The organism is Ochrobactrum sp. XJ1, assembly GCF_024701725.1.
Lineage (GTDB): Bacteria > Pseudomonadota > Alphaproteobacteria > Rhizobiales > Rhizobiaceae > Brucella > Brucella anthropi.
The window spans coordinates 1-17,768 of record NZ_VDGD01000016.1 but is presented as its reverse complement, the minus strand read 5'-3'; the positions used below and the strand labels follow the sequence as shown (position 1 = coordinate 17,768).

Genomic DNA, 17,768 nt, shown 5'->3' with positions numbered 1-17,768 from the left:
GTATGATGGAAGCTCACGTTTCTCACCGTGCACGTCTCTGGCTCTACATCCTCGTCGGACTGGTGCTGTTTTTCCTGATCGTTCCCACCCTGGTCGTCATTCCGGTCTCGTTCAGCTCAACGACATCAATGGTTTTCCCGCCAGCAGGCTGGTCTACACGCTGGTATGCTTCATTTTTCGGTCAGGAAAAGTGGATCAGCTCACTCTGGGTGTCGCTGCGGGTCGCATTTGGGACCATGATCGTCGCGACTGTTACCGGCGTGGCGGCATCCTATGCTCTTAATCAGGGACGCATCGCCGTTCAGGGTCTTTTGAAGACGGTGCTGGTTGCGCCACTTGCCGTACCGTCGATCCTGATCGCTGTCGGCATTTTCTTTGTCTATGCAAAGATCGGAATGCTGTTGAACACCATTTGGGGCATGATCCTCGGCCATTCCGTGGTAGCGATGCCGTTTGTGATCCTGACCATGCTGGCCGGTTTTAGCAGTTATGACTCATCGCAGGAAATGGTGGCACGCAGTCTTGGAGCCAATCGGCTGAAAGCCTTTCTGACTGTAACTTTGCCTCAGCTCAAGCTTTCGGTCGCAACCTCGATGCTGCTGTCTTTCCTGATCTCTTTCGACGAATTGATTATCTCGCTGATGGTGGCATCGGGGCCCATGTCGACATTGCCGCGCGTTACCTTCTCCACGCTGCGCGATGATCTTGATCCCACATTGGCGGCGGTTTCAACACTCATGCTGATTGTCACATCGCTACCACCGCTTCTGCTGCACATTTACAGCCAGCGGGCAGCAAAGAACGGTGGTTGACATGATTGCAGAACTTAACCGGGAAATGGATGGCTTTGTCCACCTTGAGAGACACGGATCCGTACTTGAGATCCGTATGGTCAAGCCAAAGGTCAATGCGATCTGCCGCAGTCTAAGCCGCAATCTGGAGAAGGCAGCGCTCTATTTGCAAGGTGATCCCGATCTGCGCGTCGGTATTCTGTCCAGCGGGTCAGAGCGTGCCTTTTCAGCTGGCTATGACTTCAAGGAAGGAACGGACCGCAACAGTGGTGTGAGCACCGAAGGCGCAAAAGAGGGTGGTTTTGGCGGTATCACGACGCTGTGGTCCCTCAGAAAGCCCCTGATCGCTGCTATCAACGCCCCGGCCATTGGCGGTGGACTCGAAATATCGTTGGCTTGCGATATTCTGTTGATGGCGGATGACGCCTTCATCCAGTTGCCCGAGCTTGAGCGGGGATTGCTGCCCGATGGCGGGGGACTGCAACGTCTGCCACGTCGTATACCTTATTATGTGGCGACCGGAATGATCTGGACCGGCGACCGCATGAACGCGCAAGACGCGCAGCGTTGGGGTTTGGTTTACCGCACCTCGTCACGAGAAGGTCTTATGCCGATGGCGTTGGAAATAGCCCGGAAAATTGCGCGGTCCGCACCACTGGCTCAGCAGGCGCTGAAAGAAACGCTGCGTGCGGTGGACGGCATGTCGGACCGTGATGCCATGCAATTGCGCGCTGGTGACAATCCGGAGCTGTCAACCTTTGCCGCCATGCTGTGTTCGGAGGATATGATCGAAGGCCAAAAAGCCTTCCTCGAAAAACGACCCCCGCGCTGGCGCGGACGCTGAACCAATAACTGAATGACAATTGAGACTGCCTAATCCTTGTGGCTGGGCAGAAAGGGAGAGCTATGTATAAATTTCTGGAAATAGAACGTCACGATGCGGTGGGCGTTATTGCCCTCAATCGGCCCGAGGCGCGCAATGCGCTCGGTATGGGGATCACCATAGAACTGCGCAAGGCACTCAAGGAAGCGGCGGCTGACCAAACTCTCCGCACCCTTATTCTGGCTGGACGCGGTGGTGCCTTTTCAGCCGGCGCAGATGTGAAGGAATGGGCGGCGGGCAGAACGGATTGGCCGGACATGAACTGGGTGGAGGAGTCGCTGCGACTGGTCCAGCAGGTCCATGAAATGCCAAAGCCCGTTATCGCCATGATCGACGGTGCAGCTGTGGGTGCGGGTCTCGATATGGCTTTGGCGTGCGACTTCCGCTACGCATCCGAAAAGGCCAAGTTCATCTGTTCCTATACCAATGTCGGTTACAACCCGGACTGCGGCGGAACCTGGTTGATGCCGCGTGTGATCGGCCTCGAGGCAGCAAAGCGTTTTGCCTATACGGGCGAACTATGGACCGCCGAGGTCGCGCTTCAAAACCGGCTTGTCAGCCATGTCAGCACTCCGGAAAACCTGTGGCAGGACACATTTGCTTTCGCCCGGCAACTTGCAAGCGGACCGACGGTGGCCATCGCCCAGACCAAGAAATTGCTGAACAGCGCCCATACGCGCAGCCTTTCCGACCAACAGCTGGAAGAAGTGGCGGCAGGAAAGGTCTGCGCACAGACACAAGATCACAAAGAAGGCCTGGCCGCTGCCAATGAGCGCCGCGCACCGAATTTCATCGGCGCGTAAAGGGGGAACACCATGGATTTTGCATTAAGTTTCGAACAACAGGCGCTCATCGATTCACTGGAAGAGTTCTGCAAGCGGGAACTTTATCCGCACGAGAATCTCGTTGAGGAACTCCGTTACGTTCCTGAGGAAATCAAACAGGAAATTCAGCAAAAATCGATCCAGGCGGGCTTTGCCGGTATGAATCTGCCGGAAGAATGGGGTGGCCCGGGTCTCGACAAGCAGACCAAGATGCAGGCTGAACGCGTGCTTGGCAAATCGAGCGCCGCGCTCACCATGTGCATGAACCGCGGCGTTACCGGCATCCTCTTCAAATGCAAGGGCGACCAGATTGAAAAATATCTGAAGCCGGCTATCCGAGGCGAACGTAAGGATGCCTTCGCGCTCACGGAACCCGGTGCGGGGTCTGATGCTCGCGGCATTACGACCAAGGCCGTGCGCGATGGAGATCACTGGGTTATCAACGGGGTGAAACAGTTTATCTCGCACGCCGATATCGCAGATTTCATCGTTCTCATTGCCGTTACCGGCGTGGATGAAACGCCACGCGGACCGCGCAAGCGTTTTACAGCGTTTCTCCTCGACAAAACCCTGCCGGGACTGCGTGTCGAGCCGATGAAGTCGATCGTCACCCGCGGCTATAATCCGACGATGGTCTATCTCGAAGATGTTCGTGTTCATAGCGATGATATTCTGGGCGAAGAGGGCAAGGGCTTCGATACTGCCAATGAGTGGCTCTACGATGGCCGGGTTGCTTTGGCCGCCCATTGTGTCGGTCGTTCTGAACGCATCTTCGAAATGACCAAGGAGTGGGCCGGAACCCGCAAGGCGTTTGGCAAAACAATTGGTGAATTCCAGGGGGTCGGTTTCAAGGTTGCCAATATGGCGGTTGATATAAAGCTCGGTGATCTTATGGTGAAAGAAGCCGCGTGGAAAATTGAGAATCAGACGATGAACCGCACTGAAGCGTCAATGGTGAATTACTGGTGCTCGGAAATGGTGTTCCGGGTTGCGGATGATGCCGTGCAAATCTTTGGTGGCATGGGCGTCATGGAAGAATTCCCCATCCAGCGTTTCTGGCGAGATGCGCGTATCGAACGTATCTGGGAAGGTACGTCCGAGGTCCATCAGGATATTATCGCAAAGGATCTGTTGAGACCGTATCAATAATAAGTGTCGCCGTTAGTCATCGGCCTTCGAGAAGGTAAAGAATGCGGAAAGCTGTCAAAAAGAGGCAAACCAACGAAATCAGGCGACAGGATCTGATCCTTGCGACGCTGAATTCAATAGTCAAACATGGCTATCTGAATTCGACGATCAACACGATCAGTGAGGAATCTGGTTTTTCACGTGGATTGATAAACCACTATTTTGACAGCAAGGAAGATTTGCTGACCGCAGCACATCGCTATTACCTTCAAAATGGGGACGATTATTACCGGCACCTTGTGTCATCGGTGAAGACCGGGAATTTCGATACGCTATACTTTGTTGCCTGTGGGCCATTTTTCCAAGGACGCGGATATCAGCAGGTTCATATTCACTACAACAGTGCCGCTTGGATTGTTCCAGAGATCATGGCATTACATCGCGAACTATGGGGCAAATACCGCGCGTTTCTCGGACGTCGGCTTGCCAAGGTCGCGGCAGAAAAGAATATGGAAATTGATGTCCGCCTGGCGGCCATCGCTCTTACGCAATTGGCGGACGGGCTATGGCACGGCTGGGTCATGGAAGAGGCCTATTCGGCCGAGGATTGCTGTATCATCATCCGCAAATGGCTGTGCGATCTGTTTGGCGAAAATCCCGCCGATCATCCGCTGCTGCCCAATTTCGATGTGGAGAATTTCCCGACGTCTGCACCTCTTACCAGTCAAGCTGGAACGAGCGCTGCCGTGGAAGTTTGAGCCCGCTGGGCTGGCAGTGCCTTAAGTTAAGAGGCAGAAAAATATGCTACAGGTGAGTACGAGCGTGGAGGAGGGCCGTATCAGCCCTACGCTGCGAGAGAATTTTGCGCGTCTTCTTGCACCCCGCACCATGGCCTTCATTGGTGGTGGCCAGGTCGAGGCAACATTGAAAACATTGCGTCAGCAGGACTATGCTGGCGATGTCTATGTGGTGAATCCCAAGCGCAGCGAAATCGCCGGATATAAATGCATTCTGTCGATTGCCGATCTGCCTGTTTCGCCTGATGCAGTATTTCTGGCCGTCAATGCCGATGCGACCATCAACGCATTGCGTGAACTGTCAGCCATGAAGGCCGGTGGTGTCGTTTGCTATGCTTCCGGCTTTTCCGAAATTGGCGCGGCGGGGTTTGAACGCAATCTGGCTTTTGTCGAAGCTGCATGCGACATGGCGGTGGTCGGCCCGAACTGCTATGGCCTCGTCAATTACGTCAATCATGGCTCGATCTGGCCAGCACTTTATCCGAAGTTGCAGAACAGTCGCGGCGCGGCGGTCATTTCCCAGAGTGGCAACGTCACCGGGCATCTGGTTTCCAACGGTCGTTCGGTGCCTTATTCCTATCTGATCAGCGCGGGCAACCAGGCCGTTCTCGGCTTTGAAGACTATATTGATTACCTCATCGATGACCCGAACGTGACCTGTCTGGGTCTGTTTATGGAAGGCATACGTGATGTGGCCGCGTTCTCGCAGGCCGCCTTGCGGGCGCGTGCAAAGCGTATTCCGGTCATCGTCTGCCGTTCCGGGCGTTCAGAACTTGGTGCGGTGATGGCCGCCAGCCATACGAGTTCGTTGGCCGGGCAAAATGAATATTATGAAGCATTGTTTGCCCGTCTCGGCGTGATTGAGACCGATACGGCCCCGCAATTCCTCGAAATGATGAAGCTTGCTTCGATTGCCGCACCGCTTGAAGGCGAGCGCATCACCGTGTTTTCCAGTTCCGGCGGCGATAATGGCCTGGCTGCGGATTATTGTTCCTTTGCTGGCCTGCAATTGCCACAGCCAAGTCAGCAACAGAAAGATATCATTAAGCCGACATTGCCTGACTTTGGTCATGTGTCCAACCCGCTCGATTTCACCGCAGGCTATTGGGGCAGCGAAGAACTGCTGACACCCATGTTCACCACCATGCTGAACGGTGATTACGATGCGGCCATGCTGGTGATCGATTATCCGCCGGTCGGATCGCCCTATAAGGATAAATCGGCGCATCAGGCTATGGACCGGGCTCTGGCTGCTGCTGGCAAGATTGCGGGTAAGCCGGTATTTCATGCATCGGTGAATACGGAAAGCATACCGCCTGAAGACGCCGAAGCGCTGATCGCGCAAGGGATCGTGCCATTGAATGGTCTGCATGATGCTGCGCAGGTTGTCGCGAAATGGGCGAATTATTGCAAAATGGTTGGGCACGACCGGCGGCAGGGCGATGCTGCCCTGGAACCCAAAGTCCCGTTTGCAGTCACCGCTTTGCCTTTAAACGGCGTGACAGTGAATGAAGCGGAATCCAAGCGGCGATTGAGCTCCTATGGGTTGAACGTGCCGAACGGCGACATTTTGACTATTGAGACGATGCGTGAACTGCCGGAAACCTTCGATGCCCCGGTGGTACTGAAGGTTCTGCACGATCAGCTGGCGCATAAGACAGAAGTTGGCGGTGTTGCTCTCAACATTCGTAGCCGAAATGATGCCATCGCCGCAGCCGAGCGCATGGTCGCATCGGTCAAACAGCACGATGCTTCAATCGAGCTCACGACATTTCTGATGGAACCGATGCAAGCGCCCCCACTTGCTGAACTGATCGTCGGCGTCAAACGCGACCCGCTATTCGGACTGGTTCTCGTCATCGGTGCGGGAGGTATTCTGGTGGAATTGTTGAAGGACGCCACACCATTGCTGTTACCGGTCAGCCGTGCAGACGTTGAAAATGCCTTACGCGGGCTGAAAAGCTTTGCGCTCCTCGACGGTTTTCGCGGCAAGGCAAAGGTGCAACTGGAGCCGGTTATCGATGCTATCATGGCCATTGCTGCCTATGCTGGCGATCATCGGCATAATCTGCTCGAACTCGATGTTAACCCGTTGATGCTGGGAACCGACAGCGCCGTCGCAGTGGATGCCCTCATCATAGAGATAGAGCATCGTTAGAATGAAGCCGCTGGCCGCCGTCCTCGTATGGCGGCCATGTTCACTCAAGTCCGACTGGAAACATTATGAACAGACCGCATCTTACTGGAGCTGAAGCGCTCGTCCATAGTCTTGTTGCCGCCAAGGTAGATACCTGCTTTGCCAATCCCGGCACGAGTGAAATGCATTTTGTCGCGGCGCTCGATCGGATACCCGGCATCCGGTGCGTGCTGGGTTTACAGGAGAATGTGGTGACCGGCATGGCTGACGGCTATTTCCGCGTCACGCAGCGCCCGGCAGTAACACTGCTGCATTGCGGTCCGGGCTATGCCAATGGCATTGCCAATATTCACAATGCTCGTCGTGCTGGCAGCGGCATGCTTAATATTGTTGGCGACCACGCAACCGATCATGTTGCGTATGACAGTCCGTTGACCGCTGATGTGGAAGCGCTCGTAGGTGGCAGTTCTGAATGGCACCGCTTCGGCACAGAACCCGCATCGATCGGTGCCGATGCCATGGCTGGTTTGAAAGAGGCCGCTTATGGATATGGCCAGATCGCTTCTCTGGTCCTGCCAGCGGACGTGTCATGGAGCGAGGGAGGTGAAACGGCTGAACTCGAAAGCGTCGAAGGACCATATCCAGTTGACCCGGCCGTCGTGATGCAAGTTGCCGATGCACTGAAATCTGGGCGCAAGGCTGTCATCATTCTCGGTAATCCGGCTGTCGTCGAAGAGTTGCATCCTTTACTTAAGGGCATCGCCGATCAAACCGGCGCTGAGCTGATGGGAAGTTCAACTATTTCCAATATGCCGAAGGGCAAAGGACGGCTGGTGCTGCCGACCGTGCCTTATGTGGTAACGGAAGCGCTACAGTGTCTCAATTCTTATGATCTGGTTGTGCTGGTCAATTGCCCACCGCCAGTCGGCTTCTTCCGCTATCCGGGTCTGCCGAGCCTGCTGCATCGCGCCGATGCCGAGGTTCTGACTCTGACGACCGCTCATCAGGACGCGAAGGGCGCGTTGGCTGCTTTAGCCACAGCGCTCGGGGCTCGTGAAAGCGACATCGCCATCCAGAATGGAGAGATCGAGGTGCCGGTGGATGGTCCGGTAACGCCGAATTCTTTGGCCCAGATTGTAGCGCGTCAGATTCCGGAGAACAGCATCATCGTCAATGAGGCGCTGACCTCAGGAGGTGGTTTTGCTGCGGTCATGCCATTGGCTGCTCCATGTTATTGGCTGACTGTGACAGGCGGTGCAATCGGTGGAGGACTGCCGCTAGCAACGGGCGCTGCCATAGGGGCGGAAGCTGTTGGCGACAAGCGACGACGGGTCATCGCTTTGCAGGCTGATGGTTCCGCCGCCTATACGGTACAGGCATTGTGGACGCAGGCCCGCGAAAACTTGCCCGTCACCACATTGCTGCTCGACAACCGCTCCTACGCCATTCTGCTCGGGGAATATGCCAAGGTTGGTGCCGAACCCGGTCCGACAGCGCTCAACATGATGAGTTTGGTTCGTCCGGAAATCGACTGGGTATCGATTGCACGGGGCTTTGGCGTCGAGGCGGTGACGGTGACGACCAATCGCGAACTGGATTTAGCCTTGAGCAAAGCTCTGGCCGAGGACGGACCGGTGCTCATTGATGTACGACTGGACTGAGATGACGACATGCAGAATCTGATAGCAAAAGTCGCGGGTGCCGAGGCAACCGGAATAAAGAAAGTAGGGATCATCGGAGCCGGCGCCATGGGGGCGGGTATTGCAGCGCAGTTTGCCGATGCCGGTATTGCGGTTGAACTGCTGGATATTGCCCGCGGCGACAACCGTATCGAACCAGCGGAAACCGGAATTTCCCGCCAGCTTCAATTGGGCGGGTTCACGACGCCGGACGCTGCAGCCCGAGTACGTCCCGGCAATATTGACGATCATCTCGCCCGGTTGCAGGATGCCGACTGGGTCATTGAGGCGGTGGTGGAAAAACTCGACGTTAAACGCGCGTTGTTCCGGAAAATCGCACCCTGTATGAAACCGTCGGCAATTCTTTCTTCGAACACATCGACCATCCCGCGTCATGACCTGGTAGCGGGTATGGAAAGCAGTCTTGCACGCCGTTTTGCCATTACGCATTTCTTCAATCCGCCGCGACTGATGCCGCTTCTGGAAGTTGTTGTCGACGATCAGGCTGATCCTGAACTGCGCGATCGGTTGCATCAAGCGGCCAGAATATTGCTGAGCAAAACCCCGATTGATTGCCATGACACTCCTGGCTTTATTGCTAACCGTATCGGCTGTTTCTGGATAGCAGTGTCGGTTACGGAAGCTTGTCGTTTTGGACTGGATATCGAAACCGCCGACGCTGTGCAGACGGTACTCGGTGTTCCAAAGACCGGTGTTTTCGGATTGCTCGATCTGATCGGTATTGACCTCGTGCCAACCATCTGGGGCGGATTGATGCAGGCGCTGCCGACAGATGATGCTTTGCAGATCTATAATCTGCCGGGCAATCCGCTCATCACTGAGTTGCTGGCGAAAGGATCGTTTGGGCGCAAGGCGGGCGGCGGGTTCTATCGCAAGACGACCGATGGACAGTTTGAAGTGCTCGATACAGACAAATTGCTTTATCGTGCCCCCCGCCCGGTACTATTGTCTAGGGAACTGCAGGAACTGCTCAGCGAACAAGGTCCCGTCGGGAACTATGCGCGTTCGGTGTTGCGCAAGCTGATTAGCTACTGTGAAATACATCTGTCCGAGATTGCATCGGATGCCAGTGCAATCGATACCGCTATGCAGCTTGGCTATTCCTGGCGCGAAGGGCCCTTTGCACTTGCAGCCAAAGCTGTAGAAATCATCGAATGTTAATGTGATTTACCCCAGTTCTCATCAACCAGACCAGAGCGAGATGTTCGCATAGACGGTAGCCGTCCAGTTGGTCCCGATTGTGTCTGGTGCCGGTGGAATGGGGCAGAAAAAATTCAAAGGAGTAAGGAATGAAAGTCCTTGTCGCAGTAAAGCGGGTTGTAGATTACAACGTAAAGATCCGTGTTAAGGGAGATGGTTCGGGCGTTGAGCTATCGAACGTGAAGATGTCGATGAACCCTTTTGACGAGATCGCGGTTGAAGAAGCGATCCGTCTGAAGGAAGCTGGCAAGGTGACGGAAATCGTCGCGGTTTCGGTCGGCCCGGCACAGGCACAGGAAACGTTGCGTACTGCACTTGCCATGGGTGCGGATCGCGCGATCCTGGTAAAGTCGGACGAAACGGTTGAGCCGCTTGGCGTTGCCAAGGTTCTGAAGGGCGTGGTCGATGCGGAAAAGCCGGATCTCGTCTTCCTCGGCAAGCAGGCAATCGATGACGATTCAAACCAGACCGGCCAGATGCTGTCGGCGCTCCTCAACTGGAGCCAGGCTACGTTCGCCTCAAAGGTGGAGTTGGGTGACGGTTCGGCCAAGGTAACGCGTGAAGTTGATGGCGGTCTCCAGACCATCGACGTGAAGCTTCCGGCGATTGTCACGGTCGATCTTCGTTTGAACCAGCCGCGTTATGCGTCGCTGCCGAACATCATGAAGGCCAAGAAGAAGCCGCTCGACGAAAAGTCGCCTGCTGATTTCGGTGCCGACATTGCGCCGCGTCTCAAGGTCCTGAAGACGGAAGAGCCAGGCGGCCGCAAGGCTGGTGTGAAGGTCGGCTCCGTTTCCGAACTGGTCGAGAAGCTCAAGGCCGACGGCGTACTGTAAAGAAATCGGAAGGGACAAGACATATGGCTATTCTTCTTATTGCCGAACACGATAATGCAACCCTTTCCGACCAGACGGCGAAGGCGCTGACGGCGGCTGCCCAGATTGGCGGCGACGTGGATGTTCTGGTTGCAGGCAAGGGCGCAAAGGCTGCGGCCGATGCAGCCGCCAAGCTGAAAGGCGTGCGCAAGGTTCTGCTGGCTGAAAGCGATGCGCTGGAAAACCGTCTGGCCGAGCCAACGGCAGCTCTCATCGTGGAACAGGCAGGCAATTACGATACGATCATCGCACCGGCGACGACCTCGGCCAAGAACATCCTGCCGCGCGTGGCAGCGCTTCTCGATGTGATGCAGCTTTCGGAAATCATGGAAGTCGTATCTGCTGATACGTTCAAGCGCCCGATCTATGCAGGCAATGCAATCCAGACCGTGCAGTCCACCGACGCCAAGAAGGTGATCACGGTGCGCACGGCTTCGTTCCAGGCCACGGGCGACGGCGGTTCGGCTGCCGTTGAAAGCGTCAATGCAGCAGCCGATCCGGCGCTGTCGAGCTTCGTTGGCAATGCGTTGTCGGATTCGGATCGTCCGGAACTGACCTCGGCCAAGATCATCATCTCGGGTGGTCGTGCACTCGGCTCTGCCGAAAAGTTCCAGGAAGTGATCCTGCCTGTAGCCGACAAGCTCGGTGCGGCGGTTGGCGCCAGCCGTGCTGCGGTCGATGCGGGGTATGCACCGAACGACTGGCAGGTTGGCCAGACGGGCAAGGTGGTTGCACCGGACCTTTACATTGCGGTCGGTATCTCCGGCGCAATCCAGCATCTGGCGGGCATGAAGGATAGCCGCGTGATCGTGGCGATCAACAAGGACGAAGAAGCGCCGATCTTCCAGGTCGCCGATTATGGGCTGGTAGCTGATTTGTTCCAGGCTTTGCCTGAAATGGCTGACAAGGTTTGAGAAAGATCAACATGAAACGTTCAGTGGTTATTGCTTCCGGGGTTCGCACACCAATCGGAGATTTTGGTGGCTCTCTTGCGGGTATTCCTCCGTGTGAACTAGGAGCCGCAGTGGCGCGCGAAGCGATCGCGCGTGCTGGCATCGAACCCAATCAGATTGAGCAGACAGTCTTCGGCAATGTCATTCACACCAGACCGGAAGATATGTATATTTCGCGCGTCGTTGCGGTTCGCGCCGGGGTTCCTCACACATCACCTGCGTTGACTTTGAACCGCTTGTGCGGGTCAGGCCTTCAGGCGGTCGTTTCCGCTGCCGAGCAAATTGAGCTTGGCAAAGCCGATATCGTGCTTGCTGGCGGTGCGGAAAGCATGAGCCGCTCCGGCCATTTACTGACGCAGGCACGCAACGGTCAGAAGATGGGCGATGTGACCGCGATTGATATGATGGTGGGTGCTCTGACCGATCCTTTCGGTCACGGTCACATGGGCATGACCGCAGAGAATATTGCCGAGCGGTCTGGCATCGATCGGGCAAAGCAGGATGCTTTCGCGGTTGAATCGCACCGTCGTGCTGCAGCAGCAATCGCAGATGGCCGCTTTAGCGGCCAGATACTGCCAATTACCGTCAAGCAAAGTCGGACAGAAAAACTGTTTGATACGGATGAACACGTGCGCAGCAATGTTTCTCTGGAGGATATGGCCAAGTTGCGCCCTGCTTTTAGCAAGGACGGCACCGTAACGGCGGGCAATGCATCGGGTCTCAACGATGGCGCGGCAGCTCTGGTTCTTATGGAGGAGGGCGTCGCTAAGGCCCATGGCGTCAAGGCATTAGGCCGCATTATCGCAACTGGACTTGGTGGCGTCGCACCCGAGGTAATGGGTATGGGGCCCGTTCCGGCCAGCCGACAGGCTTTGCGGCGGGCCGGTCTAACCGTAGCTGATATGGATGTGATCGAATCCAACGAAGCGTTTGCGGCGCAGGCCTGTGCGGTCAGCGCGGAATTGGAGTTTCCGGAAGATAAGGTTAATCCGAATGGCGGTGCCGTTGCTTTCGGCCATCCTGTAGGAGCGTCGGGAGCGATCATCCTCATCAAGCTTTGCTATGAACTGGAACGTATCGGTGGCCGCTACGGGTTGGCAACAATGTGTATCGGTGGCGGGCAAGGCATTGCGATAGTGATCGAGCGAGGCCAAGGACAATCATTGTGAGAGACGCGGACTATCGGCTGCGTCGAGGCGCAAATTCTGACTGGCAATCAAAGCAGTGAGGCACTTCTCAATGGTCAGTGGTGCACCGGTTCGGCGTTCATGCAATGGAAGAAAACCTCGCTTCGAAGCCGTCTTTCATGCCAGATGCCGGGGAGGAAAATTCCAACCGACCGCCTGCTCCAGTAGCAATTGTTTTGGCAATGGCAAGACCAAGTCCTGCACCGCGCACAAGAGCCTGACCGCGCTCGAACGGCTCACTCAGCCGAGCAAGCGTTTCGGGCGGCACGACTGGGCCGCCATTAACAACACGCAGTTCCCCGTCGCTTTTAAAACTTACGAGAACAGGCATGTCCTGTGCACCGTGTTTGAGTGCGTTTTCGATTAGGTTGCGCGCTAGTATGGCAAACGCATCCGCATCAATGCTCTTAAGCACGGGGCAATCAGGGAGAGTCAACTCAATGCGACCGATAGCATCAGTAGATCCGTTGAACTCGCCTACAACTAATCGAAGGATTGCAGCAATATTTACTGGCTTTTCGGCCAGGAGCCGTCCGCCCTCGGCTCTTGCCAACTGCATCAGTTTTTCTGTCAAGCGGGCGAGGCGGCGCAGCGCCGTTTCCATGTCCTCGGCACGTTCGCGCGTGGTAGCATCGGGCGCCTCGACGATCAGTCTTTGCGACTGTGCGAGCGCCGCTGCCACCGGGGTGCGCAATTCGTGGGCTGATTTGGCTGCAAGACTGCGTTCGGCTTCCAGGGTCAGTTTCAAACGGTCCAACAACCGATTTACCGCTATGGCTACAGTGTCAATTTCGGAGGGAAGCCCATTTACGGCGACCGGATCAAGATCTCCGCTGCCACGCGCCTCAATCTGATCGCGAAAACTGCGAACCGGCGCCATGGAAAGACGCACGATGAGCCAGACACCGATCAAGCCAAGGAGGACGGCCAGGGAGAGAGGTACAGCAAGCGTGTATAATATGTGCTTAGCCGTATCGCGCCGGTGGGAGAGGGGTTCAGCGACAGTAATTGTGAGGCTACCCTGCATTGCGGCGTCAGAGTAGAGCCTGTGGGTTGGTGTGCTGCTGAAACCCATTTTTGAATAGGTCGGAAAAATGGTTACATCCGCACTATGCGAACGCATCTGCACGGTTCCGGCCGCGTCACGCACCACATAGGTGAAATATTCGTCGTGCTGGCGCAGGGTGGCAACCCGCTGTTCGGTGTCGTCGGCATCGCGTCCCAATATCTCAAGCGCTGCGACTGGCAGAATGCGTTGCGCCGTTTCTTCGAGGGCGCTGTCAAAGGCCTTATTCAGTTCCTGGCGCAGAAGCTGTGCTGTCACAATCGTTGTAACAACCCACAACAGGGCCGCGCCGAGCCCGAGCCAGAGCGAAAGTCTCCATTGCAGGCTCTTCGGTTGGATCATTTTGCGTTTCCAAGCCGGTATCCGATGCCGCGAACCGTCTCGATGATCGCATGTCCAAGCTTTTTGCGGAGACGGCTGACATGGACCTCAATTGTATTGCTCTCGACTTCTGAGCCAAAGGCATAGAGCCGATCCTCGAGTTGCGACTTGGTCAATGCAATACCAGGTCGCTGCAGGAAGTTTTCTAGCAGTGCCCATTCGCGACCGGTCAGTTCAACGGGGCGCCCGTCCTGCCTCACGGTCTTGGCGGCCAGATCGATCTGGAGGTCGCCTATTTTGATCAATGGGTTGGGATTGCCGCTGTAACGTCGCGCAACGGCATTCAGTCGTGACGACAGTTCCGCCAGATCGAACGGTTTGATCATGTAATCGTCTGCCCCGGCATCGAGTCCTTCGATCCGGTCGGAAATCTGGTCCAGTGCCGTGAGGATAATGACAGGCGTGACACTGCCTTTGGCGCGAAGATTGCGTAAAAAATTGACACCCAGCCCGTCGGGAAGCATCAGGTCCAACAGCATTAGGTCGTAGACTGCAGAGTTGACATGCTCTATTGCGTCGTCGAGCCGGGTCACCCAATCCACGGAATGGTTGACGGCGATATGGTCGCGAACGGCCTTGCCCAGGATTGTATCGTCTTCGATCAACAGAACCCGCATACAACAGCACCCTTTATTCGATAAGAAGCGGCCCCGTGTCGACCCGATTCAGTCAGATGTGAACATATTCTAACTGAAGCTGTAACCTGTCATTCCTCTGACGTCATACCCTTGCCAGCTTCAGCTGTTCGTCAGAAATAGCTGGCATTATTCTCTTCAAAGCGCATTGATCAGGAACAATGATATGATGGTAAATTACCTTGCTGCAATCTCCCTTTTATTGATTTCAGCAGGAAGCGGCGTGGCGCGAGCCGATGATGACTGCCATGTGTCGATGGACAAGTGGCAATCCAGGGACGCGGTTCAGGCTATGGCTACTTCTCGCGGCTGGACCGTAGCGCGGATCAAAATCGACGACGGCTGTTATGAAGTCCGCGGCTCCGACAAAACCGGAATTGCTTTCAGGGCCAAAGTTGATCCGGCGACGCTTGCTATAGTCAAGATAAAACACAAGGTCGGCGAATCCGACCACGACGATGATCGCCGTCGCAAATCAAGAGATAACTAGGGATAGGTGTCAAGCGCTGCGTCGGCATGCTTTCCAGCCGCTTGCTCGACAAAACTCCCTGCCAAATAAGCACCCGGCGCTCCGCTAATAGAGCGCGTTTAGTCAAGGAAAGACTTGTCATGCCTCGCAGTCCTGATCGTTATTCAAAAAGCATGGTTGTGATTCACTGGTTCACCGCAGCGTTGATCCTCGGAGCATGGTTGACGTCGGTGGGTGGACGCCGTATGGCGGAAAATCCGCCTTTGTTGCATTTTTCTCTAGGGCTTGCCGTGCTCGTGCTTGTTTTCCCACGCATTCTCTTGCGTCTTTCTGGCGCTGCGCCGTCAGCATCTCAGACGCAAGGGATGCTAGCGCTTGCGGCCAAGGCAGGTCATGCAATCCTCTATCTGTTTCTGCTCGCCTTGCCGTTCAGCGGCTGGTATGCCGCCTCGCGGATTGGCGTTCCCATATCATTCTTCGGCCTTTCCGTTCCAGCCATTACGGCCCCAGTGCAAGGCTCCCCCGGATTGATCGCCGACTTCCACGAGAATGCCGGCACCATCATTCTTTATCTGGCCGGTCTTCATGCACTGATGGCGATATGGCACCAGTTCGTTTTGCGCGATGGCACGCTCAAGCGCATGTCGCTGCATTGATAACAGCCCGCATCGTCGGTTCTTAAAACGGTGGACCTGCTGGCAGGTCCAGCGTTTTCGTTATGTCTTTCCTGACAAAGCGCTGAAGCAGAAATTACATCAGTGTCAGGCGGCGTTCAGCTCATCTTGCGAGAGTGGCTGGCATGAACACGGATCCGGTTCAGGTCCGTGCGCCCGTTTCTTTGAAAGAGGTAGTCTGACATGAAAGTACTTCTCGCAGTATTGGCAATGACCACGGCACTTACGCTTCCGGGTATCGCCATGGCGCGACCCGTAACTCTGACCGCGACGCTGAACAGCTATGGCGGGGACGGCGCTTATCTTGCCTATTACGTCACCGATGCTCAGGGCAAATATGCTGGTAGTCTTTGGATGGCTGGTAGCAAATCCAAGTATTACGAACACCTGTCTGGGTGGTATCGCGCAACGGGTGGCAACACGAGCGAAATCAATGGTATCACGGGCGCGAGCGTCGGGACAGGCAAGACGCTTAAAATCACAGTTGATCTGGCCGATGCGTTTTTTGATGCGGGCTACACATTGCACGTCGACGCTGCGGTGGAAGACATGCGCGACAGTCCCAATGAGGTGGTTATCCCGCTGACATCCGGCGGTGTGAAAGCTCCAGTCAAAGGACGCCGTTACATCGCAACAGCCGATTATTCACTATAAACGGTGATTGCTATGTTCCGCGTTATCCATCGTTGGCCGGGACTTCTTGCCGCGTTGTTCCTGATTGTGCTCAGTATCAGCGGTGCAGCACTGTCGATTTTTCCCGCTGTCGAAAGTATTTCGTCTCCACAGGCAGATGTGACACGTACGATCGCCGATCTGGCGGGGCGTGTTCAAGCGGTCTATCCGCAGGTGGAGCAAATCCGGCGGGCGCCGTCTGGCCGGATGACGGCCTATTGGTTCGATAATGGTGCGCCTCAGGCGGCGGTCATCGATCCCGCCACCGGTCAGGCTATCGCTTCTGCCGATCCGAATCCAGTCGAACGCTGGCTGACAGGTCTGCATCGTTCGCTCTTTCTTGATGATAGCGGTCGCATGGTCATGGCTGCGGGCGCTGCCGCCATGATGGTGCTGAGCCTATCCGGGGTGGCGCTTGTCGCACGTCGGGCCGGGGGTTGGCAGCACTGGTTCTCGCGCCTGCGTGGCCCGCTCTCCGGGCGTCTGCATGTCGAGGTCGCCCGACTGGCCGTCGCAGGCCTGCTGCTTTCCTCGGCCACGGCTTTGTGGATGACGGCCTCCACCTTCGATCTGTTGCCTGATAGTGCGGTTTCGCCGGTCATGCAGACTGAGGCAAGCGGCCAGACTGGAGCGCTTCCGGCGACGATGGAACCGCTGCGGCAGATACCGGTTGCGGAAATGCGCAGCCTGTCATTCGCCGATCCATCCAACCCGATGGACATTCTCACCCTTAAGACCGACCGGGGCACCGGCTATATAGATCAGGGCACGGGCGCGCTTCTCGGCTGGAGCGGCCTGACCGGATGGCAACGTCTGTCGGAAACCATTTATATGCTCCATACGGGACGGGGGGCTTCTGTTCTGGCGCTGATCCTTGGCCTGGCGGCTCTTGGTGTACCAGTCATGGCGGGCACGGGCGTTGTTCTCTGGTTCGACGGGCGTCGCGGACGGCCACGTATTCGCGGCAATGTTTCCGCAGGAAAGGCGGAGACGATCATTCTCGTCGGCAGTGAAGGCGGTAGCACATGGGGCTTTGCCGCTACGCTGCATGCGGCGCTGTCCGACGCCGGTCAGGCCGTCCATGCCGCGCCAATGTCGGCTTTCGACCCGGCCCGTTACGGGCAGGCGCGGCGCATCCTCATCCTGGCCGCGACTTATGGCGACGGCGATGCACCCGCTTCGGCCAAGGGGTTTCTCGAAGGACTGTTATCTCAGGAAGCGGATTCGGCAATTCCGCTGGTTGTGCTCGGTTTTGGCGATAGTAGCTTTCCAGCCTATTGTGGATTCGCGCGAGCGGTGACGGAGACGGCGCATGCCGTCGGATGGAGAATGCTCATACCCTTTGACACAGTGGACCGTCAGTCGCCGCAGGCTTTTGCCCGATGGGGGCGGACAC

17 protein-coding genes are annotated in these 17,768 nt (G+C 56.1%); 15 read left to right on the top strand and 2 right to left on the bottom strand.

The window, feature by feature from the left end:
* The first annotated feature begins 2 nt into the window (after nt 1-2).
* The 11 genes from FG152_RS23000 (at nt 3) to bktB (ending at nt 12,457) form a co-directional block, all read left to right on the top strand.
* Nucleotides 3-812 carry an ABC transporter permease gene (locus FG152_RS23000; protein WP_498988623.1) on the top strand — a complete coding sequence of 270 codons (810 nt, stop codon included), beginning with the start codon at nt 3-5 and terminating at the stop codon, nt 810-812.
* A 1-nt stretch (nt 813) separates the two neighbouring features.
* Complete coding sequence (locus FG152_RS22995) at nt 814-1,635, top strand: enoyl-CoA hydratase-related protein (RefSeq protein ID WP_498988619.1); 822 nt, start codon at nt 814-816, stop codon at nt 1,633-1,635.
* Between the two features lie 62 nt (nt 1,636-1,697).
* The gene (locus FG152_RS22990; RefSeq protein WP_199058544.1) at nt 1,698-2,477 is read left to right on the top strand and encodes an enoyl-CoA hydratase/isomerase family protein; all 780 of its coding nucleotides are present in this window, start codon (nt 1,698-1,700) and stop codon (nt 2,475-2,477) included.
* A 12-nt stretch (nt 2,478-2,489) separates the two neighbouring features.
* Nucleotides 2,490-3,647 carry an acyl-CoA dehydrogenase family protein gene (locus FG152_RS22985; RefSeq protein ID WP_006188555.1) on the top strand — a complete coding sequence of 386 codons (1,158 nt, stop codon included), beginning with the start codon at nt 2,490-2,492 and terminating at the stop codon, nt 3,645-3,647.
* A gap of 41 nt (nt 3,648-3,688) precedes the next feature.
* Nucleotides 3,689-4,384 carry a TetR/AcrR family transcriptional regulator gene (locus FG152_RS22980; protein WP_498988615.1) on the top strand — a complete coding sequence of 232 codons (696 nt, stop codon included), beginning with the start codon at nt 3,689-3,691 and terminating at the stop codon, nt 4,382-4,384.
* A gap of 43 nt (nt 4,385-4,427) precedes the next feature.
* A complete protein-coding gene (locus FG152_RS22975) occupies nt 4,428-6,581 on the top strand; it encodes an acetate--CoA ligase family protein (protein WP_498988612.1) in 2,154 nt (717 codons plus the stop codon).
* A gap of 65 nt (nt 6,582-6,646) precedes the next feature.
* The gene (locus FG152_RS22970; protein WP_498988609.1) at nt 6,647-8,221 is read left to right on the top strand and encodes an acetolactate synthase large subunit; all 1,575 of its coding nucleotides are present in this window, start codon (nt 6,647-6,649) and stop codon (nt 8,219-8,221) included.
* A gap of 9 nt (nt 8,222-8,230) precedes the next feature.
* Nucleotides 8,231-9,421 carry a 3-hydroxyacyl-CoA dehydrogenase family protein gene (locus tag FG152_RS22965; protein ID WP_498988607.1) on the top strand — a complete coding sequence of 397 codons (1,191 nt, stop codon included), beginning with the start codon at nt 8,231-8,233 and terminating at the stop codon, nt 9,419-9,421.
* 128 nt (nt 9,422-9,549) lie between these two features.
* The gene (locus FG152_RS22960; protein ID WP_498988604.1) at nt 9,550-10,296 is read left to right on the top strand and encodes an electron transfer flavoprotein subunit beta/FixA family protein; all 747 of its coding nucleotides are present in this window, start codon (nt 9,550-9,552) and stop codon (nt 10,294-10,296) included.
* A 23-nt stretch (nt 10,297-10,319) separates the two neighbouring features.
* Nucleotides 10,320-11,249 carry an electron transfer flavoprotein subunit alpha/FixB family protein gene (locus FG152_RS22955; RefSeq protein ID WP_498988601.1) on the top strand — a complete coding sequence of 310 codons (930 nt, stop codon included), beginning with the start codon at nt 10,320-10,322 and terminating at the stop codon, nt 11,247-11,249.
* A gap of 11 nt (nt 11,250-11,260) precedes the next feature.
* Nucleotides 11,261-12,457 (top strand): beta-ketothiolase BktB, encoded by a 1,197-nt coding sequence (gene bktB, locus FG152_RS22950; protein ID WP_498988598.1) that lies wholly within the window; start codon nt 11,261-11,263, stop codon nt 12,455-12,457.
* Between the two features lie 97 nt (nt 12,458-12,554).
* On the opposite strand, the gene FG152_RS22945 is transcribed toward bktB, so the two are convergent.
* Both FG152_RS22945 and FG152_RS22940 read right to left on the bottom strand, forming a co-directional pair.
* Nucleotides 12,555-13,883: a sensor histidine kinase gene (locus FG152_RS22945; RefSeq protein ID WP_498988596.1), complete on the bottom strand. Its 1,329-nt coding sequence runs from the start codon at nt 13,881-13,883 to the stop codon at nt 12,555-12,557.
* A complete protein-coding gene (locus FG152_RS22940) occupies nt 13,880-14,539 on the bottom strand; it encodes a response regulator (protein ID WP_498988593.1) in 660 nt (219 codons plus the stop codon). Before FG152_RS22940 ends, FG152_RS22945 begins: the two co-directional genes overlap by 4 nt.
* Nucleotides 14,540-14,723: 184 nt before the next feature.
* Between FG152_RS22940 and FG152_RS22935 the strand changes: the two genes are divergently transcribed.
* From FG152_RS22935 to FG152_RS22920, 4 genes are all read left to right on the top strand, one after another.
* The gene (locus tag FG152_RS22935; RefSeq protein ID WP_374788925.1) at nt 14,724-15,047 is read left to right on the top strand and encodes a PepSY domain-containing protein; all 324 of its coding nucleotides are present in this window, start codon (nt 14,724-14,726) and stop codon (nt 15,045-15,047) included.
* Nucleotides 15,048-15,166: 119 nt separating this feature from the next.
* Entirely contained in the window at nt 15,167-15,682 is a 516-nt protein-coding gene (locus tag FG152_RS22930; RefSeq protein ID WP_112591144.1) for a cytochrome b, read from the top strand.
* A gap of 201 nt (nt 15,683-15,883) precedes the next feature.
* Nucleotides 15,884-16,354, top strand: a complete 471-nt coding sequence (locus FG152_RS22925) for a DUF2271 domain-containing protein (RefSeq protein WP_109366323.1) — start codon at nt 15,884-15,886, stop codon at nt 16,352-16,354.
* Between the two features lie 12 nt (nt 16,355-16,366).
* The coding region (locus FG152_RS22920; RefSeq protein WP_498988589.1) for a PepSY-associated TM helix domain-containing protein at nt 16,367-17,768 on the top strand (1,402 nt) is incomplete at its 3' end.

Bases quoted from the DNA above. Each gene is read 5' to 3' on its own strand.
- FG152_RS23000 (WP_498988623.1), top strand. From the start codon at position 3: ATGATGGAAGCTCACGTTTCTCACCGTGCACGTCTCTGGCTCTACATC.
- FG152_RS22995 (WP_498988619.1), top strand. From the start codon at position 814: ATGATTGCAGAACTTAACCGGGAAATGGATGGCTTTGTCCACCTTGAG.
- FG152_RS22990 (WP_199058544.1), top strand. From the start codon at position 1,698: ATGTATAAATTTCTGGAAATAGAACGTCACGATGCGGTGGGCGTTATT.
- FG152_RS22985 (WP_006188555.1), top strand. From the start codon at position 2,490: ATGGATTTTGCATTAAGTTTCGAACAACAGGCGCTCATCGATTCACTG.
- FG152_RS22980 (WP_498988615.1), top strand. From the start codon at position 3,689: ATGCGGAAAGCTGTCAAAAAGAGGCAAACCAACGAAATCAGGCGACAG.
- FG152_RS22975 (WP_498988612.1), top strand. From the start codon at position 4,428: ATGCTACAGGTGAGTACGAGCGTGGAGGAGGGCCGTATCAGCCCTACG.
- FG152_RS22970 (WP_498988609.1), top strand. From the start codon at position 6,647: ATGAACAGACCGCATCTTACTGGAGCTGAAGCGCTCGTCCATAGTCTT.
- FG152_RS22965 (WP_498988607.1), top strand. From the start codon at position 8,231: ATGCAGAATCTGATAGCAAAAGTCGCGGGTGCCGAGGCAACCGGAATA.
- FG152_RS22960 (WP_498988604.1), top strand. From the start codon at position 9,550: ATGAAAGTCCTTGTCGCAGTAAAGCGGGTTGTAGATTACAACGTAAAG.
- FG152_RS22955 (WP_498988601.1), top strand. From the start codon at position 10,320: ATGGCTATTCTTCTTATTGCCGAACACGATAATGCAACCCTTTCCGAC.
- bktB (WP_498988598.1), top strand. From the start codon at position 11,261: ATGAAACGTTCAGTGGTTATTGCTTCCGGGGTTCGCACACCAATCGGA.
- FG152_RS22945 (WP_498988596.1), bottom strand. From the start codon at position 13,883: ATGATCCAACCGAAGAGCCTGCAATGGAGACTTTCGCTCTGGCTCGGG.
- FG152_RS22940 (WP_498988593.1), bottom strand. From the start codon at position 14,539: ATGCGGGTTCTGTTGATCGAAGACGATACAATCCTGGGCAAGGCCGTT.
- FG152_RS22935 (WP_374788925.1), top strand. From the start codon at position 14,724: ATGATGGTAAATTACCTTGCTGCAATCTCCCTTTTATTGATTTCAGCA.
- FG152_RS22930 (WP_112591144.1), top strand. From the start codon at position 15,167: ATGCCTCGCAGTCCTGATCGTTATTCAAAAAGCATGGTTGTGATTCAC.
- FG152_RS22925 (WP_109366323.1), top strand. From the start codon at position 15,884: ATGAAAGTACTTCTCGCAGTATTGGCAATGACCACGGCACTTACGCTT.